The following is an 18,104-nucleotide window of genomic DNA, read 5'->3' on the forward strand; positions in this document are numbered from 1 at the left end:
TAATAAAAACAGTAATAAATATAAAATAAGATTTAAATAATTAATTGTTGTTTCATAATTCAATCATAAATTAAAGATATCATTATTAGCTGATAAAAAAGAAAGAAGCTTTGTTTGATTTAAAGATTATAGTATTCTTATCTTAATTATATTAATTCACTTCGAACACTCGATAACGTGCATTCTTTTATCATATCTTTACGCAAAGTTTTTTATAGCAGTAATTTGCTATTTAGTATTCGTATGCTGGTGAGCTTAACTGGCTCTACACTTGTGCCATGGTATTTTGGTTCGGTCTCGTTGGTGATTCCGGTCACTTTAGGTGTGGTTGCCGCTGGATTGACCGAAATTGATACTCGTTTGTTGAGTCGCTGTATTAATATTTTGCTTACATTAGTTTGCTTTGCGATTGCAACGTTTTCTGTCGAGTTATTGTTTGATTTTCCTTTACTGTTTATTGTTGGTCTAGTGAGTTCAACATTTATGTTCATCATGCTCGGATCGCTTGGGCAACGTTACGGAGTGATAGCTTTTGGTTCGTTGTTGATTGCAGCTTATACAATGCTTGGGCATAATCTGTTTGAAGATAACTATACCCTCCCTTGTTTTCTGCTATTGGGCGCTCTTTGGTATAATGTGGTTTCATTAGTTGAGTCGATTGTGCAACCAATTCGCACAACTCAACAAACGCTAACAAATTGTTTTATAAAACTATCACTCTATCTTGATGCCAAAGCCGCCATGTTCGATCCTGATGAAACAGAAGGTTTCAAACGGCAAACACTTGAATTAACGGAATGCAACACTCAAGTGATTAAGGTGTTTAACGATGCTAAGCGTTCGCTGTTTAATCGTTTAAAGGGATTTCGTGGACAAGCTTATATCAGAAAAATGTTAAGCTATTATTTTGTTGCCCAAGATATTCATGAACGAGCGAGTTCATCTCACGGTGATTATCAAGCGCTCAGTGAACACTTTAAGCATAGCGATCTATTATTTCGTTTTGCACGAATTTTAAATTTACAAGCTAAAGCTTGTGCCAAGCTGGCAGTTTCGATTAAATTAAATCAAACTTATCATCATGATCCGTTATTTGCTCGTTATTTTACTTATTTAGAAGAAGCAATCGTTCAGTATCAACAACAATCTAATGCCAATTTGTTATTAATAAAGTCGTTGCAAAATCTCCACCAAAATTTACTCGCCATCGATTTATTATTGGCCAATATTGATACCGAGCAACATCTGTCTAAAGCACAAGAAGATAATCAATTAATTGATGAAGAGCTAACTCGCTTCCATGATATTTTTGCAAGAATTAAGCAAAATTTAACGCTAAAATCATCACTATTTCGTCATGCAATTCGTATGAGTATTGTACTTTTTGTTGGCTATATGGTGATTTACTTTTCTCATCTTTCTCATGGTTATTGGATTATTTTAACCAGCCTGTTTGTTTGTCAGCCTAACTATTCGACCACAAAATACCGCTTAAAATTACGGGTGATCGGCACGGTTTTAGGCATTGTTGTCGGTATCCCATTAACTTATTTATTCCCAAGTGTTGAAGCGCAATTAGTATTAATAATTTTGACCGGTTGGTTGTTTTTCTTATTTAAGAATTCACAATACGCCTATGCGACCGCTTTTATCACTTTATTGGTGTTCTTTAGTTTTAGTTTGATTGGTGAAAGCAGTATTTCGGTAGCAATTTCGCGCATTATTGCGACATTAATTGGTTGTTTTATTGCTTGGTTGGCTGTTAGTTTTATTTGGCCGGATTGGAAGTTTAGAAATTTGCCTAAATTACTCGATCGAGTTTGCCATGATGATAGTCATTACTTAGCGTTAATTGGAAGCCAATATGTATCTGGCAAAACCAATGATCCTAAATATCGCGTTGCGCGACGAGCTGCTCATGACAGTAATGCCGATTTATCATCCTTAATCAGCTTAATGACCAAAGAGCCTCATGTAAAACCAGATGTCATTGAACAAGGTTTCCGATTATTAACACTTAATCATACGTTTATTAGTTATTTATCGACGCTCGGTGCTCATCGCGATAAAAGTATTTCTACCCACACGCTTGAGCTTTTTGATGATGTGTCGGTATATATAATTAATATTTTAAGTAGTCAAAAAATCGATGGTGAATATCAAGCCCTAAAAAAAGTGGTTACCAGTTATATTGAATCATTGTCATTCAATGATGATCAAATCAATAATGATCTACTGGTAATGCAGCAATTAGCTTTAATTTTAGATATTTTGCCAGAAATAATGTCTCTTATTGGTAAATTGAGTAATCAAACAGCTTAATAGAATTGTTTTGACCTTCCTTAATAAAGAAAGAGTTATTTTGGGATAGTTATTATCAAATAAAATAGTAACATTATGAACCAATTAAGGATAAATAGTATGGTATTTTGCAATAATCTATCTAATAATCTTGCAAAAATATTGATAAGTCCATACCGTTATAAAATTATTTATTAACGGTAGACAAAATTTAGCAAAGCAAATGGTAATTAATATCTTGATTAGTTAGTTTATAGACAGATCATTTCATATAATTGCTCTTTTATTTGTTCATTCCCCTAATTAAATCAGCCATTCATAATTCATCCATTAATACTATTGGCAATTGATAATGAGTTTTGCTCATTAAATGGCAGAGATATGCCATTTGTAGAATATGGTCAATTTTTATTGGTTGATTTTGTGTTAGTTTATTTAGCGTATGGCTTAGCGTGGTTAACCCAAGTGAGTTACAGTGAAATTGTAACACCTCGATTTTTTGTTTATCGCTACTAGATAATACTAGCCGACCAGAACTGGTTATTGCTTCAAGTAAGGTTAGGGTTGGTTTTATAATATATGTTGCAATAGGATCTTGTTGGTAAGCAATTTGCGTATTGAGCTTTTTCTTGTTTGATAATTTTAGTTTTTCAAATAGTTGATTGAATTTTTCGAAAAATTTGGGGGTATTATTTCTAACAAATAAACTTTCGTTATCAAAATCCAAATATAGTAAATTAATCTGCTTGGTTTGCGACTCTTGATAAAAAAGTGCAAAAGGCTCTAGATCTAAATTATTATCATTTTTTATGCATTTTACCAAGACAGTTAAAGGTTTATGTTCTGTTTTTAAAAAACAATTTAATATTCTAATACGCTGCTCATCTATACCATCCCAAAATAGTCTCAATTGTAGTTGATTATTTTTATTATCTTTAATACACCATACTAGGCATTGTCTAATTTCATCTAATTCTGGTTTTTGTGAATTGGTGATATGAATAGCCAATATATTGTCAAACAGAGAATCATTTACATCATTTTTTTGCAGATAATCGGACAACTCTGCCCAATCATGAAAACCATTAGTGGTGCGAAACACTTGATAATCCTGATCACTCCAACCGGTATTCTTTAGCGTTACATTAGAACCCAAAGCAGATAAATTATTACCATCAGCTAGACGTGGATTATGCAAGGTAAACCCTCTTTTCATCAGCATATTTGGTATTGATTGCCATAGAGAGACAGTTTGCCAGATCGCTTCGCGATAGAAATTGATATCGGCATCGTTGGGTCTGGCTATTGTTGTTTGGTAATACTGATTATCCTCAGGTTGCCAAAAGTAGAATGTGGCACCTTGAGCACCGGTTTTGCTTTGCCACCAATAACCACCTAGTGGCAATAAATCTAACGTTTGATTTTTGGTTTGATATTGGCGTTTTTGATTACCTCGCATATCTGTAAGCTGTTGACCGTGGCTATTTAATAGTATTTGCAAATGCGCGGTTAAACGGGCTAAAAGTAATAAAATATCTTGTTCTTCAATAGAAAAATGTCGATTAACTTGTAATTCAATTAACTGGCAAATTTGCCTAAGCATAGCGGCTAACATAGGTAACCCTTGTGCTCTGGCGGACATATTAAGTAGCTGTAGCTGGTTAGATTGACTTTTGCTAACATGAGACAAACCATGTTGTATCAATGAGTTAATCTGTGACTGCACCTGTTTAATCAAGAGAATTTCATCATCACTAAGCTGATCTTGCTGATTATTTTGCTGATGTTCGGTAATAATTTGATCTGGCCATTGCCAGTTTTTTTGATTCTGTTGAAATAGATAAGCAATAACCGCTAAATGTACTGCCTGTTTTTGCTTATCTGGTAATTCAGAAATGATACCAGCAAATCCCGTACCCGCTGTATAGATAATTGGTGTAGTACTGAGTGGAACTTGAATACGAAGTTGAACGCCCTGCTTTTGCACGCTGACCGCATCGTTTTGTAACCAATCAAATAAAAGTTGATAGGCTAATCTTATATTGGCCTTACCCACTGTTTTAAATAATTGGTTACTATCAATTGTTAATAGTTCGGCTAAAGGATCACTATAGTGGTTAGAGGATTCAATTGGCTGATTAGATGTGTCACTATTTGCTTTAGCAGCAACTTGATCAATAACGGGATTTTCTTGTAACCATAACACAGCAGCGATTATGTGTTTACAATGTTCACTGGCTGGACAGCTACAGTTAGCCGTTTGGATGCCTTGTGGTGTCAGTTTGACTTGTTGGCTATCAACCTCGAATAACAGATGTGATTGCTGGTGTTCGATTAATTGGACTTTATTGGCTTGAATATCTTTAAATGCACGTCGAATGACGCCAACGTTAGCATAGACAGCTAAAGCATCTTGATCGTAATTTAAGTAGATTTGCGACCAACTCATTTCATCACCTCTGCAAGCCAAGTAGCAAAATGTTCGGGTGTTAAAGCCGCAATTTGCATCCCTCGATTAGCCAGTTGTTGGGATACTTGCAGATCATAAACCGGAGTTGCATCATAATCTAAAGCGGCTAAGCCAAGCATTTTAACGCGATTAGCGTTGAGGCGCGCAACGGTGTTATAAAGATTGGTTAAGCTCACCCCTTCATAAAAATCACTGACAACAACCATAATTGTACGCGATGGATTAGTTATTTTTTGTTCCGCATAATTTAATGCATAGCCAATGTTGGTACCACCACCGAGTTGTACTGTCATCAGTATTTCAACTGGATCGCTCGCTAAATGGGTTAAATCCACCACTTGAGTATCAAAAACCAATAAATGTAAGTTAACAGCTGGTAACTGAGTAATAATACTGGCACAGATAGCCGAATAGAAAATGGAGGTATCCATTGAACCACTTTGATCAACACATAAAATGATATCCCAAGGAAGTTGGCGAGTAGCGCGAGAGTTAAAGATGGCTTTTTCAATAATGATGCGTTGTTTATCCTGATCAAAATGTTTTAAATTAGCTTTAATGGTTGCTCGCCAATCAAAGTTTTGATTGCTTTGAATTAATGAACGTCGAAATCGATTTTTTTTGCCAGTCAACGCATTAATAAAACTCGTCTTAATTTTTTGCAGAATTTCATCCACTACTTTTTTGATAAGCGCTTTTACTTCTTCTTGCACACTGTTATTGAGCTTACCACGTAAATTCATTAATAGTCTTACTGAATTGAAATTGGGTTGTAACACTTTCACTGCATCTGGATCGTTTAAAATACCTTTTAATTCATATCGTTCAATTGCTTGGTTTTGCATTCGTTCAAAAGTACTTTTAGGAAATAATTTGCGTGTCTGTCTTAACCAATTTACAGTGTTGTAAACCGAGTTATCTTTACCTCCATATTTTGATTTTGAAGCGTTTTCGTCCTTAGTTAATAAACCTCGAGAGCGATATTCATTTTGATAGAGATAATTTAAGGCTTGATCAATTTGCCGATCATAGGGATTTAAATCATTATTGGGATTGAGATGTTCATCTGCGTATTGACCTAAAATTAAACGCCAGCGCTTAATTTGTTCGTCTGGTTTGCTATCTTCTTTGGTTTGTTTATCGTTATTCATGCAATACCTAGTGTTTGAACCAATCGATGAGTAGTTGCTGTTTTATGTGTTCGTTAATTGACAATTCCAGCGAGAGTGCTTTTTGTAGCTGACTTTCACTAAATTGATATTGTTGAAGATGCAAATCAGCATCAGTAATATGATATTTTTTAGCAATTTTTTCTGCCAAGGAGGCATTTTGATTTGGATTTAATTGGCTAAAAGCTAAACGCAAATCAGGTAAGATTTTGATAAACTGTTCTGCTGACCAATCTATCAGTAATTTATCTAAACTGTCTAATAGGATGGATGAATGGATAACCAATTCTGGCGCACATGACATAATGCCAATAAAATAGTTAATAGTTTGTTCATTTTGCGTAGCTAAACTAAAATTGATATTGATATTTTCTTCCAATTGTTGTTGACTAAAATAGGAATCCAAATAGCTAATACTATCAATTGCTCCTCGGATTAATGAGACCTCATTTAACTCAGATTGTAAACGATGCAGATTCTGGTAAAAATCTTGCTTAAGTTGTTTAATATCAAGTTGATCTGGCAAATAGTTTAATAAGTCTCTAAACGAAAGTAATATTTGCAAATTTTGCTGTTGATGCTCAATTTCTGGTTGTTTTAATTTATTTAATAGAAAAAAGCCTTGTTGAACAATTTTATTTAATAAAGTAAGTAATGTCGATGTCGCTTTAAGTTGCAAAAAAGTTTGCCCTTGCCACAAGTAAACCATACGATGGCCACAATGAATGAGTGAATCCAATTCACCTTCACTTAGAATGAAATCAGCTAGATTATCAAGTATATGGTTAAAATAATCATCTAGCCCCATTAACGCCGCTTGCGTTAACTGCTCAACCGCCAGTAAACTTGCTGACACCATGTTATTTTGTATAAATTGTTTGGCGTCCATTTGCATTTTACTTATGGCAATGTGTTCCAGCTTAGTTCCCTTTTGTGATAACTCAATCAATCTCGCTTCCACCATTGGTGTCCAAGCATAACGCCAATCTTCAAACATCACATTTAAACGTTGACCATGAATGTAATCAGGACCATCAACTCGACTAGCAAAACCGACCTTTAAAAAAGTCATCAAGTGTAAAAAACGACTACGTTGTCGATGATCAGGTTTACGATAAATATCGATATGAGTGAGTTTTTGATTGGTATCATCCAATTTGAAACGATATTTTTTTAAAGTTAAATAGACATCATTAACCAGTGGTGGTTGTGCTATTCCGATTGGTACTTCGCCCAGTAAATTGCCTGATAGACAATCTCGTATTGTTAACCAAAACTCACTACGCGCATTATCAATGCTCTCTTTAATAAAGCAAGATTGAATGGCATCGAGTAAATCATATCGTCCTGGTCCATTATGCCCACGCAAATCAGCAAGTAATATGGCTTGTTCTATGGCTGATTTTAACGGCACAAATCCTGTTAAATTATTATAGTTTGATTGTTGGCGTAATTTATCGGTAATTTCTGACAGTAAAGTTAAAGTTTGTCTTTGGCGATTTTCTCGCCCCGTTTGCTCTTCATTAGCAGTCTTATCATAATCCAACATCGATTGCCACGTTGTTTGATAATACGCAGGTGAAGGCATACCGGATGCATAACCATTTAAGGCATCAAGGCGATCAAAACTGTAACGAATTAACCATGTCTGATCTTTATCACCACTTTTTTGTTGACGATTAAATTGTGTCATGTCAGCTTTTTTCGGTAATATCAGCCGATTTTTCCATAATCCTTCAACTAACGCTAAAGTGTGAAAGCCTCCTGTTACCACAACAATTTTGGCTTTAGGATTAGATTTTTTTAGCTCACCAATTGCAGATAACATATACTGTTCACGTTGTGCCGATCCTTCAGCGGCTAGCGACTCTTGACTATAATCGAGCCTTGACATGGCGCACCAAATAAATGTATCAACAAAAAACGTTTGCCAATCAGCAATTTCCTCATAATCTTTTAATTCAAATAGATGCTCCCAGACTTCGTCATGATCTCGGCAGTGCAGTTTTTGCATTAAACATTGAATATATTGACTATGTTTGAGATAAGTTTCAGAAAGTAGCGAGCGATCTTGCTCTAAATCGATACTTAGATCCGTTTGTAAATTCCATGGTAAATCAATAAATTGTATATTAGCCTGCTGCTTTTTTGCCATCTGCATTGCTAACCACTCTGGTGAGTAGTGACAAAATGGATAAAATGCTGAGTAGGTTATTGATTCAGGTGTTAAATTATCGGTATCATCTTCTGTTGTGTCTAGTAACGTGGTTGGTTGAAAGGAGCTTATTTCGGTTTGGCATAGCACAGCAATAGGTGGCTTAGTGTCACTATGTAACAGTTGATCGATGATAGTAGCAAAACTTGATGGCGCTTCGATCAATATGTGTGTTGGCTGGACTTCTTCAATTAAGTGTTTTAGTGCATAGCTACAGGCAGGGCTATGATGACGCACTGGCGCAAAGTAGATATGCTGTAACTGTAGCGCTTTGAGACTTTGTAACGCTTTTGATAACCTTTCCGGTAATAATGAATGGCTGATTGTCATAGCAATTAGTTATTTCCAAAAAGTTTTTGATACTTGATAAAAACTACGCCAGATATCAGACTTTTTAGCCCGCTCTCGTACCACATTATCCATATAAAATTGGATTCTTTTAATATCATCCGCATTGTCTTTCAAAACAACGCCAATCAACTGTTTGGCAATCTGTTCACCTGTTAATGTCCCATTACCAAGATAATGGGCATCTAATGCTGATGCATAGGCAATATTTACCGCTTCGGCGGTGGACATTACTGCATCGGGTGTTTTTAATTTGGCACCTCCCGACGTTTGCCCCTGTCTAAGCTCTTGAAATGTCGTCACCAATAGTTCGATAACGTCAATAGGTACAGTGATTTGTGCTTTTAAATCACCTAATTCTTGACTAAGTTGCCGTTGGATTAATTCAATTTCAAAATCTTTATCGGTTATAGGATTAACCGTTTCGAAATTAAAACGTCTCTTTAACGCGGCTGACATTTCGTGCACACCACGATCTTGTAAGTTTGCTGTACCAATAATATTAAATCCGGGCTTAGCTTTGATAACACGGTTAGACCCCATTTCAGGGATCATCATTTGTTTTTCAGACATAATTGAAACCAGCATATCTTGAATTTCTGGTTGGCAACGGGTTATCTCTTCAAAACGAACAATTTTACCTTGTAGCATACCTTGATAAACTGGCGAGCCAATTAAAGCCCGTTTAGTGGGGCCTTCAGCAAGTAATAGTGCATAATTCCACGAATAACGAATATGATCTTCATTAGTACCAGCAGTACCTTGAATGGTCAGATTTGAATCACCACTTATCGCTGCTGCTAATAATTCTGATAACATGGATTTTGCTGTACCGGGTTGCCCCACTAGCATTAAACCTTGTTTTCCTAATAGTGATACAATTGCACGGTCAACTAATGGGTCATCACCAAAAAATTTTCGGCTAATTCCCAAAGATTCGTTACCTAAAATAAATTGACGAACTGATTTTGGAGATAAAAGCCAACCTTGTGGTTTATTATTGTCTATATCGACTTTGCTTAATGTTGCCAATTCTTGCTCATAACGCTCTTCCGCTGTTAAGCGAATTGCTTGTTTCTGATTTACCATTCTAATTTTTCCTTCCAATTTGGCTCAAATCCGCTTGACGCATTAGCGACAGCTATATAATCAGCATAACCTTCTGCAAGTAACACTTGCGGCAATTTATCGAGAGCAATGACTTTATCGGTATAACGTGAATTTTCAGTGAAATAAACTGTATAGAGCACTGCTGGAATATTTTCTTCAGGTACAAAACTACCACTAAACTCAATGTTGATATAAATTCCAATACTTGCAAAGTATTTATGATAACCTTCAAACCACCCCGCATCTTCTATAACATCTCGTTTATAACCTAATTTAGTTAATATACCGCGTATAGTAAAACTGTCAGTCATCCAGCCTAAGTGATCATCAATTACATCATTTTTCATTTTACTAATATCCGGTAATTTATGGGTAAATTGTTCAACCAACTGATTTATTTTGTAATCTTTAATATGCGATTGCCATTGCTCAATATCAGTATTTGACATTAATGCACAATGAGCGAGTGTAATAAAGTGATTGGGTTCTAAAACGATTTCATCATCTTGATTGTTAATTAAACTACCATCTTCCGTTGGTCTAAAACTATTTACAATTTGACCATCATTATCTAATTCCAACCAAACTAAACGTTGAATAAGCCGTCCTACAATAGGATGGGATTGCAAATATTTTTGCCAATCTTCTGTGCTCCATTGACGCTGAGTACACATTGCTTCATAAAAACGACTAACTTGCATATCAAGTAATTGGCTAAGCTCTTTTTTACTGTTTTTAAACTGATTTTTTGCTTCCTTAACTAGATCTGCATCTTCGGTTTTACGGGCTTCAGGTAAAGCTTTTATTTTAACGCCATCAGCATTTTTTAATTGCCATTTAAATTTATCATCCAAACTAGCAATAAAAGTACGCTCACCATAATCAAGGATCAATTGCCCATCATCATCTAAACCGGCCGTTGATATCGTACGGTCGGCTAAATGATCGGTAGTCCAACTTTTACGCTGGGCTATATTTTCTACTAATAATCGCGCCTTTTCTTGAATTGATGTAGTTCGATAACGACGTGCTAAGGATAGTAGAAGTTGAATAATCAATGGATCATCACTGTTTCCCAACGCTTCAAGTAAAGCTTCAATTTGTGCACGACGTCGATAATGATCTTTCATATAACTGGCTAATAGTGCAACAGCTACACGTCCATCAACATTACTGGATAAAGCTAATATCCCTTTTACTTTAATCGCTGAGCCATAGTAGGTTGATAGCGTTTCATTTTTGATTTCTTCAAAAACTTGTTCATAAGTAATATTTGCATAATTAGCATAATACTCCGGATATCGCTTGTAATACCCTTTATATTCCTGAAAACGTTGAGGAGCTAATAAATTTGCCTTAACCTCAGCCTCTTCTATGGTAGCTGTTCGGGTATCTTGTTTGATAAAACTTTGCAAAATAAATTCGCCCAATTTTTGTTGGCTTGATTGACTAAGCAAACGAGAATAAATGGTTAACAGGGAATTAGAGGGATCTTTTAATTTAACCGCTAACCATACCCACCATTCAATAATTTGAGAATTAACTTCATCACCATTTTGCCAAGTCAGAGATGGCATTAAGTCAAAATTAAACCATTCAAGTTCTGCTGGCTTTTTACCTTTTAAACCTTTTTGGGCATCGGCCAATAACTTCTTCGACGTTAAATATTGACTGATGTCTTCACCTATTTTTTGTAGGGCAATTAAGATTGCGGCTTGTACAGCTTCACGTTTTTCTTTTTTCAGGGCTACATGTAAAGCTTCAATAGAAGATTTTTGTCCTAAGTCAGCCAACCAGTTAGCTGCAGCAATACGGACATTCTGTTTTGCGGACGATAAAGATGGTTCAATTTGATTATGTATATTAGGGATCAGTTTTAAGGCATCTTGGGCAACATAGCAAATCGATTTGCTTCCCTCTAAAGCTAATTCACATAAATAGGTAACATATTTGGCTGGAATAATAGGGAAAAATTGTAATGTTTTAATGGCGCTAGTTACATCAACACTATACCAGTCGGCGTTATTTCTTTTATCGCGATTATGGGAATTATACCAGTCATTAGATAGAGGGGTAAAACCAAATGCTTCATCTAGCAAAAATTCATTTTCGGCAAAAAATGCCCAAAGTTTATGAGGTTCATCTATATAAAGATCGTGATAGGTGTCATTATGTAAAAATAGTTCAGCAACAGTATATTTGACATTCTCATTGCTTTCAATCTTGACTATGACATCAACAATTTGTCTAAGGTCAAGTTTTTTCATAAAGTCGTATTTTTTGTATATTCTTTCAAGAAAGTAACTAGCGTCCAAGCTATAAGAGTTACTTTTACCGTCCAAGTTATATTGGAATCGATATTTTAATCGATATATTCGAAAAAGGTGAAACAAAGTAAATTCGGGTAAACTTTGTAACCTATTTTTAGTAAGTAAAAATTTGAAATTTGTATCCCTATCAAAATGTGTACGAAGTGTTGAATATTCGATTTTGCCATTCAGATAAGCAACAATATCATCCAAAAAATGCGATTTAATTTTCTTTAATGATTTATAATTTTTTTGATAATAATCCTGATTAGTTCTGTTTTTTTTGTTTTCCTCTAACTCATTCTGCATTAATTTTTCATACTTAATAATATATTCTTCAATATTTTGCAGTAAAATATCGCGCGCATTTATTGGTAACTCAGTATCAGTAAAGGGTTGAAATTCAGGAATAACTAAATTTGTCTGTTGTTTGACACTGTTAGCGCTTTCGAGTCGTGATAGAGCGCTTTCGATTGCGGTAATCACCTTTTTATTGGTTTCGTTAGCTAACGCCTGTTGTAAAATTGTCGGTTCGACAGACATTCTCGACAGTGATACTACTGCACGACAACGTTGATCAACTGAACCAGAAATTAAAAAATGCTGTAGATGAGGTGCAACTGAAGTAATTGGTAAACTAAGTAGCATTTCTGTTGCTAATTGACTCACTCTTTTTGAAGTACTCAACGATTGCATAGTAATGAAATCAATTAACTGTAACCGCAGTTCATCGTGTTGGTAAATATAGTTTAATTGATCTAATTGCCCTAAAATGGCCAACCCTTGTGTTGGTAATTGTTTAAATATTTCAATATGATTTTTGATATACGATAATAAGCCATTTATTGTCATAAAATATTCAAAGTAGTTGTAATAACTAATTTGTACATTCTGACGATCAAAAATGGCAAACAATAACTTTTCGCCTAAACCAGCTTGTTCACCTTCAAGTAATTGATGTAATTGTTCGATATTCCAATTTTTGCGTTCATCAAATTTCTTATTATCTTTGTTAAAATATGGCAATGTACTAATTAAACCATCATATAACAAATAGATAAACCATGCGGGTAATTGATTAGTAGAGAGTTTAATAAACGGTAAATGCTGACATAAAGTGGCTAAAACTCGAGCATATCGGGTTAGCTGTTCGAGCGTATAGTTTTCAGTCCATTGTCGGTAAAAAGCAAAGCGTGTTTTTTCTAAAGAAGAAATATGGTTATGATAATGTCCACAATCTAATTCACAAGGTCTATTTAATAATTCATAAAGTTTATCTGCGGTATCGGATGATTGACACATTTTATCAAAATCTACCAACACACTTGGATCTTCTCCCTTTAAGATATATTGTGTAATACGTAATGGTAATTTTTTATCAAGTTTTTCTAGGGGTTCAAAAAGAGTTGAAATTAATTCTTTAGAAAATAATTTATTGGGCATTAATTTTCTTGGTATGAATTTTTTTATATCTATCATATTGCTTTACTCTCCTTGAGAATTAGAACATTAAAATCATTTCCAACTGATTAATAAATATAATGTTATATAATTAAAAGTTCAAATTTAATTTGAACTTTTAATCACACTAAATGCCATTGTTATTAAGATAACTCTTTTTAATACACTTGGGATTTTAGCTAACAATTATGCTGTTTATGCTTAATTTAATAATAGTAATTCATAAATCTGTCTTATCTATCAATTTCGATTGGCAATATCTTTATAGACTAAAATCAGTTTTGATAATCACACTCTAATTTTATACTTTATATAAAATTATCCTTGGACTTTTCAATCACGCCAACCAAATAGCAAATTTAATTCAATGTTAATAGATAGATCGTTTACCAACCCATCGTTGCGCAAAAAGGTAAGTGAAACATCATATAAAACAATAAACCTTGCTCGTTTATTTTCACAAGATGTCATATTAAAAAAATGTTGTTAGCCTAATTAATAACCATAAAATTAACTATACCTAAGATCTTCAACAACCTTGAGATCTTTGACTGATAAAACATACTGACAGATCCGTTCAAGTATTGATTGTTCTAAATCATATAAACCCGCAATGCAATCAACAATAACTTTCTCTCTCGACTTCTGATCATGTATCCCATATCACTTTATTTTGCCAATTAGGGTCAAAACCATTGGATGCGTCGGCTACCGCCATATAATTAGCATAACTTTCGGCTAATAACACTTTCGGCAGGTTATCTAGCTTAATTACGCCATCATGATAACCCGGTGTTTTACTGAAATAAAGTCTATCAAGTACTGCTAGAATATTTTCTTCAGGTACCATACCACCACTGAAATCAATATGGATATAAATTTTTAAACGGCTATAGTATTTGTGGTAACAAAAAAAGCTTTCACCCTCCTGCGCACTTTCACGCTCATAACCCAATTCGGTTAAAATATCACGTAGGGTAAAACTGTCCATTGACCAACCATAACGATCATTAATGATATTATTTTCAAATTTGTTCATATCCGGTAATGGATGACTAAGCTGGTCAAACCAGGAGATTACTTTGTAATCTTTAAGATGCGCTTGCCATTGTGCTATATCTTCACTTGTAAGCAATACTGAATGAGCAACGGTAATAAAATGATGTTGATCAATTGAGATTTCTTCATCTTGATTAGTTATTAAGTTGCCATCTTCTGTTGGCCTAAAACTATTGACTATTTGACCATTACTGTCTAATTCCAACCAAACTAAACGTTGAATAAATCGTCCCATAATTGGGTGAGATTGCAGATATTGTTGCCAATCTTCCACTCGCCATTGATGCTGAACACACATGGCTTCATAAAAACGACTAATTTGCATAGTGAGTAATTGATTAAGCTCTTTTTTACTATTGCTGAACTGTTTTTTTACCTCTTTGACTAATTCAGGGTTTTCGTTTTTGCCTGCTTCAGGTAATGCTTTGATCTTTTTTCCCTCTGCATTTGTCAATTGCCATTTAAATTGGTTATCCAAACTAGCAGTAAAAGTACGCTCACCATAATCAAGAATTAACAGGCCATTATCATCTAACCCTGCCGTCGATATGGTGCGATCAGCCAGTTCATCAATAGTCCAGCCTGAACGCTTGGCAATATTTTCTACCAAATATCTGGCCTTTTTTTGAATGGATGCTGTGCGATAGTTGGATACTAATGATAATAATAGTTGAATGATCAGCGGATCATCACTGTTTGCTAGCGCTTCAAGCATCGCTTCAATTTGTGCTTGACGTTGATAATGGTTTTTCATGAACGTGCGTAAGAGAGATACCGCAATTCGACCTTCAATACCACATATTAACGCTAATATTCCTTTTGTTTTGATGGCTGAACCAGAACAGGTTGCTAATGTCTCTTGTTTAATTTCGTCGAAAATCTGCTCATAAGTAATATCTTTATAGTGACGATAAAATTCTGGATAGTTCTGATAATTTAAGATACGTTCTTGCAAGCGTTTATCGGCTTGTAAGCTAGCTACGGCTAGAGCCTCTTCTAACGTTGGATTTAGCGTATCTTGCTTAATGAAACGTTGTAAAATAAATTCGCCTAATTGTTGCTGACTTTGGATGCTTAACAATCGACTATAAATAGCTAACAGCGCATTAGCTGGATCATTTAATTTGACCGCTAGGCAGAGCCACCACTGAATAATTTGTGGATCAACTGCTTTACCATTACGCCAAGTCAATGAGGGAATTAAGTTAAAATCAAACCAATCTAGTTCGGTTGGCACTTTACCTTCTAAACCTTTTTGGGCATCAGCCAATAACTTTTTCGGCGTTAAGTGCTGACTAATGTCTTCACCAATTTTTTTCAGCGCCACCAATATCGCCGCTTGTAATGTTTTGTGTTTCTCTTTTTTTAGTGCATCATTTAGTGCCTTATGCGAACTTTTTTGTCCTAGCTTAGCCAACCAATTAGCTGCAATAATTCGCACCTCTTGTTTAGAGGAGGATAAGGCTTGTTCAACTTGATGATGTATGTTAGGGATCCGTTGTAAAGCATCTTGCGCTACATAACGTAACTGCTTACTTTCGCCTAAAGCTAACTCAAATAGGTAAGCGACATATTTAATCGGAATCGTTGGAAATAGCTTTAATATTTTAATGGTAATAATTTTATCAATAAAACGAACAAAAAACGGATCGATTTGAAAAGGTGCAAAACCTAATGCTTGATCAAGCAAAAAGTCATTTTCAGCAAAAAAAGGCCATAATTTATGTGGTTCATTTTCATAAATTTCATAAAAAAAATCACTGTTTAAAAATGGCAGAGCAATTGTATATACAAATTTTTTATTGGGATCGAGTTTTACCATAACATCCGCTATTTGTCTAAGATCGGCATTTTTAACCACCTCATAGTTATTGTATAACTTTTTAAAAAAATAAATACTATCTGTAGGACCAGTTAATTTTTTCATTCTGAATAAATGAAATAAAGAAAATTCAGGTAAATTTGCTAGTCGATTTTTGGTAAATAAAATTCGAAAATCAATACGCTTACCAAGTTTTTTTAATAATGCTGTGCCATCGATTTTACCATTTATATGATCAAAGATAGTATCGAGAGAATTTAATGTGACCGTTTCCAGATGTTTATAACTTTCTTGATGATATTGCCATGATGTATTATTTTTTTGGTTTTTCTCTAGCTCATCTTCCATCAATTTTTTATATTCGATAAGGCATTCGTCGAAATTCTGCTGTAAAATACCAAGTGCCGTTATTGGCAATGGTGTGTCACTAATTGGTTCAAATTCAGGAATAACTAAATCTGCTTGCTGTTTAGCTGCATTGGTGCTTGCCAAGCACAATAAAGCACTTTCAAGAGCAGCAATAACTGTTTTATTGGTTTCGTTAGCTAAAGCTTGCTGTAAAATTGTCGATTCAGAAATAATTCGAGAAAGTAATATTGCGGCATTAGCACGCTCATTTACCGAGCCAGAAGTTAAAAAGTGTTGTAATTGGAGTTGAATCAGCTCATGTGGTAAGTTAAATAGTATTCCTGTGGCTAATTGACTCACCTGTTTGCAAGTATTTAACGCCTGCATGGCAATAAAATCAACCAGTTGTAACTGAAATTCTGGATATCGTTGAATATATCTAAGTTGTTCTACCTGCCCCCCAGGCACCAATCCCAGTGAAGGGAGTTGTTTAAATAATTCAATTCGTTCTTGAATATAGGTCAATAATCCATTCAACCGAGTAAAATTTCGGAAGAAATCAGAACGATCAGCAGCAACATTTTGACGGTCAAAAATCACAAATAGCAACTTTTCGCCTAATCCTGCTTGTTCAATTTCAAGAAATTGATGTAATTGTTGTGCTGACCAATTTTCACGCTCAACAATTTCTTTTTTGTGCCAATTAGGACAAGATAATGTAGTAATGAGTCCATCATATAACAAACAGATAAACCATGATGGGAGTTGTTCGCTTGTATGTTTAATAAAACTTGAATGGTCAAATAAAGTAGCAAAAACTCGGGCAAATCGAATTATCTGTTCTGGTGTATAAGCATCCGTCCAAAGTTTATAAAAATTAATGCGAGCTTGTAATGGCGGATGAATTTTGACATAAGAATCTACATTATGTAATTCTGCTGGTCTCTGTAATAATTCATAAATGTTGGTAAAGTTATTCGGCACTTGGCATAACTTATCAAAATCAGCTAACACAGCAAGTTCTTCACCATGCAAGATATATTGCGTGATCCTCTCTGGTAAAGATTTATCCAGTTCACTTAATGGGTTAAAGATAGTGGTAATTAACTGGTCAGATATCAATGGACTTGTTGAGAATTGTTCTGTTTTTTTCATAGTCCTTAGTTTTTCCATTAAGGTTGAAATCTTTGGTATTTATTTATAATCAATTGTTATAGTGATTTAACATTGCTAAAAAAATGATGTTTGATAATAACTACGCCAGATAAACGTTCTTGTGCAGTTAATCGTATTGCTTGTTTCTGATTTCACATCTTTAATCCTTTCAATCTAAATCAAATTTGCTTGATGCATCGGCAATCAACATATAATCAACAAAACTTTCAGCTAATAACGCTGACGTGATGCTATTAATGTCGATTTTTACGGTCATGATTACTTTGAGCAAAAAATTAGGCAAATCAAGCAGACTATAAATCCATTCAAATATTAA

The 18,104-nt window shown here is 34.6% G+C and carries 7 protein-coding genes; 1 reads left to right on the forward strand and 6 read right to left on the reverse strand.

Annotated elements, in window-relative coordinates; genetic code table 11:
* Nucleotides 1–177: 177 nt before the first annotated feature.
* Entirely contained in the window at nucleotides 178–2,322 is a 2,145-nt protein-coding gene (gene yccS / locus AC5LXV_RS12055) for a YccS family putative transporter (protein WP_493466568.1), read from the forward strand.
* A 295-nt stretch (nucleotides 2,323–2,617) separates the two neighbouring features.
* On the opposite strand, the gene AC5LXV_RS12060 is transcribed toward yccS, so the two are convergent.
* The 6 genes from AC5LXV_RS12060 to AC5LXV_RS12085 form a co-directional block, all read right to left on the reverse strand.
* A complete protein-coding gene (locus AC5LXV_RS12060; RefSeq protein ID WP_493466569.1) occupies nucleotides 2,618–4,750 on the reverse strand; it encodes a YehQ family protein in 2,133 nt (710 codons plus the stop codon).
* Complete coding sequence (locus AC5LXV_RS12065) at nucleotides 4,747–5,922, reverse strand: VWA domain-containing protein (RefSeq protein ID WP_493466570.1); 1,176 nt, start codon at nucleotides 5,920–5,922, stop codon at nucleotides 4,747–4,749. Before AC5LXV_RS12065 ends, AC5LXV_RS12060 begins: the two co-directional genes overlap by 4 nt.
* 7 nt (nucleotides 5,923–5,929) lie before the next feature.
* Nucleotides 5,930–8,485 carry a DUF5682 family protein gene (locus tag AC5LXV_RS12070; protein WP_493466571.1) on the reverse strand — a complete coding sequence of 852 codons (2,556 nt, stop codon included), beginning with the start codon at nucleotides 8,483–8,485 and terminating at the stop codon, nucleotides 5,930–5,932.
* 9 nt (nucleotides 8,486–8,494) lie between these two features.
* A complete protein-coding gene (locus tag AC5LXV_RS12075) occupies nucleotides 8,495–9,592 on the reverse strand; it encodes an ATP-binding protein (RefSeq protein WP_493466572.1) in 1,098 nt (365 codons plus the stop codon).
* On the reverse strand, nucleotides 9,586–13,401 hold the full coding sequence (locus AC5LXV_RS12080; protein WP_493466573.1) for a DUF4132 domain-containing protein: 3,816 nt from the start codon (nucleotides 13,399–13,401) through the stop codon (nucleotides 9,586–9,588). The genes AC5LXV_RS12075 and AC5LXV_RS12080 overlap by 7 nt, the downstream gene beginning before the upstream one ends.
* A 631-nt stretch (nucleotides 13,402–14,032) precedes the next feature.
* The gene (locus AC5LXV_RS12085; protein ID WP_493466574.1) at nucleotides 14,033–17,767 is read right to left on the reverse strand and encodes a DUF4132 domain-containing protein; all 3,735 of its coding nucleotides are present in this window, start codon (nucleotides 17,765–17,767) and stop codon (nucleotides 14,033–14,035) included.
* Nucleotides 17,768–18,104: the final 337 nt, after the last annotated feature.

It is taken from the genome of Gilliamella sp. LMG 34359 (assembly GCF_984569085.1).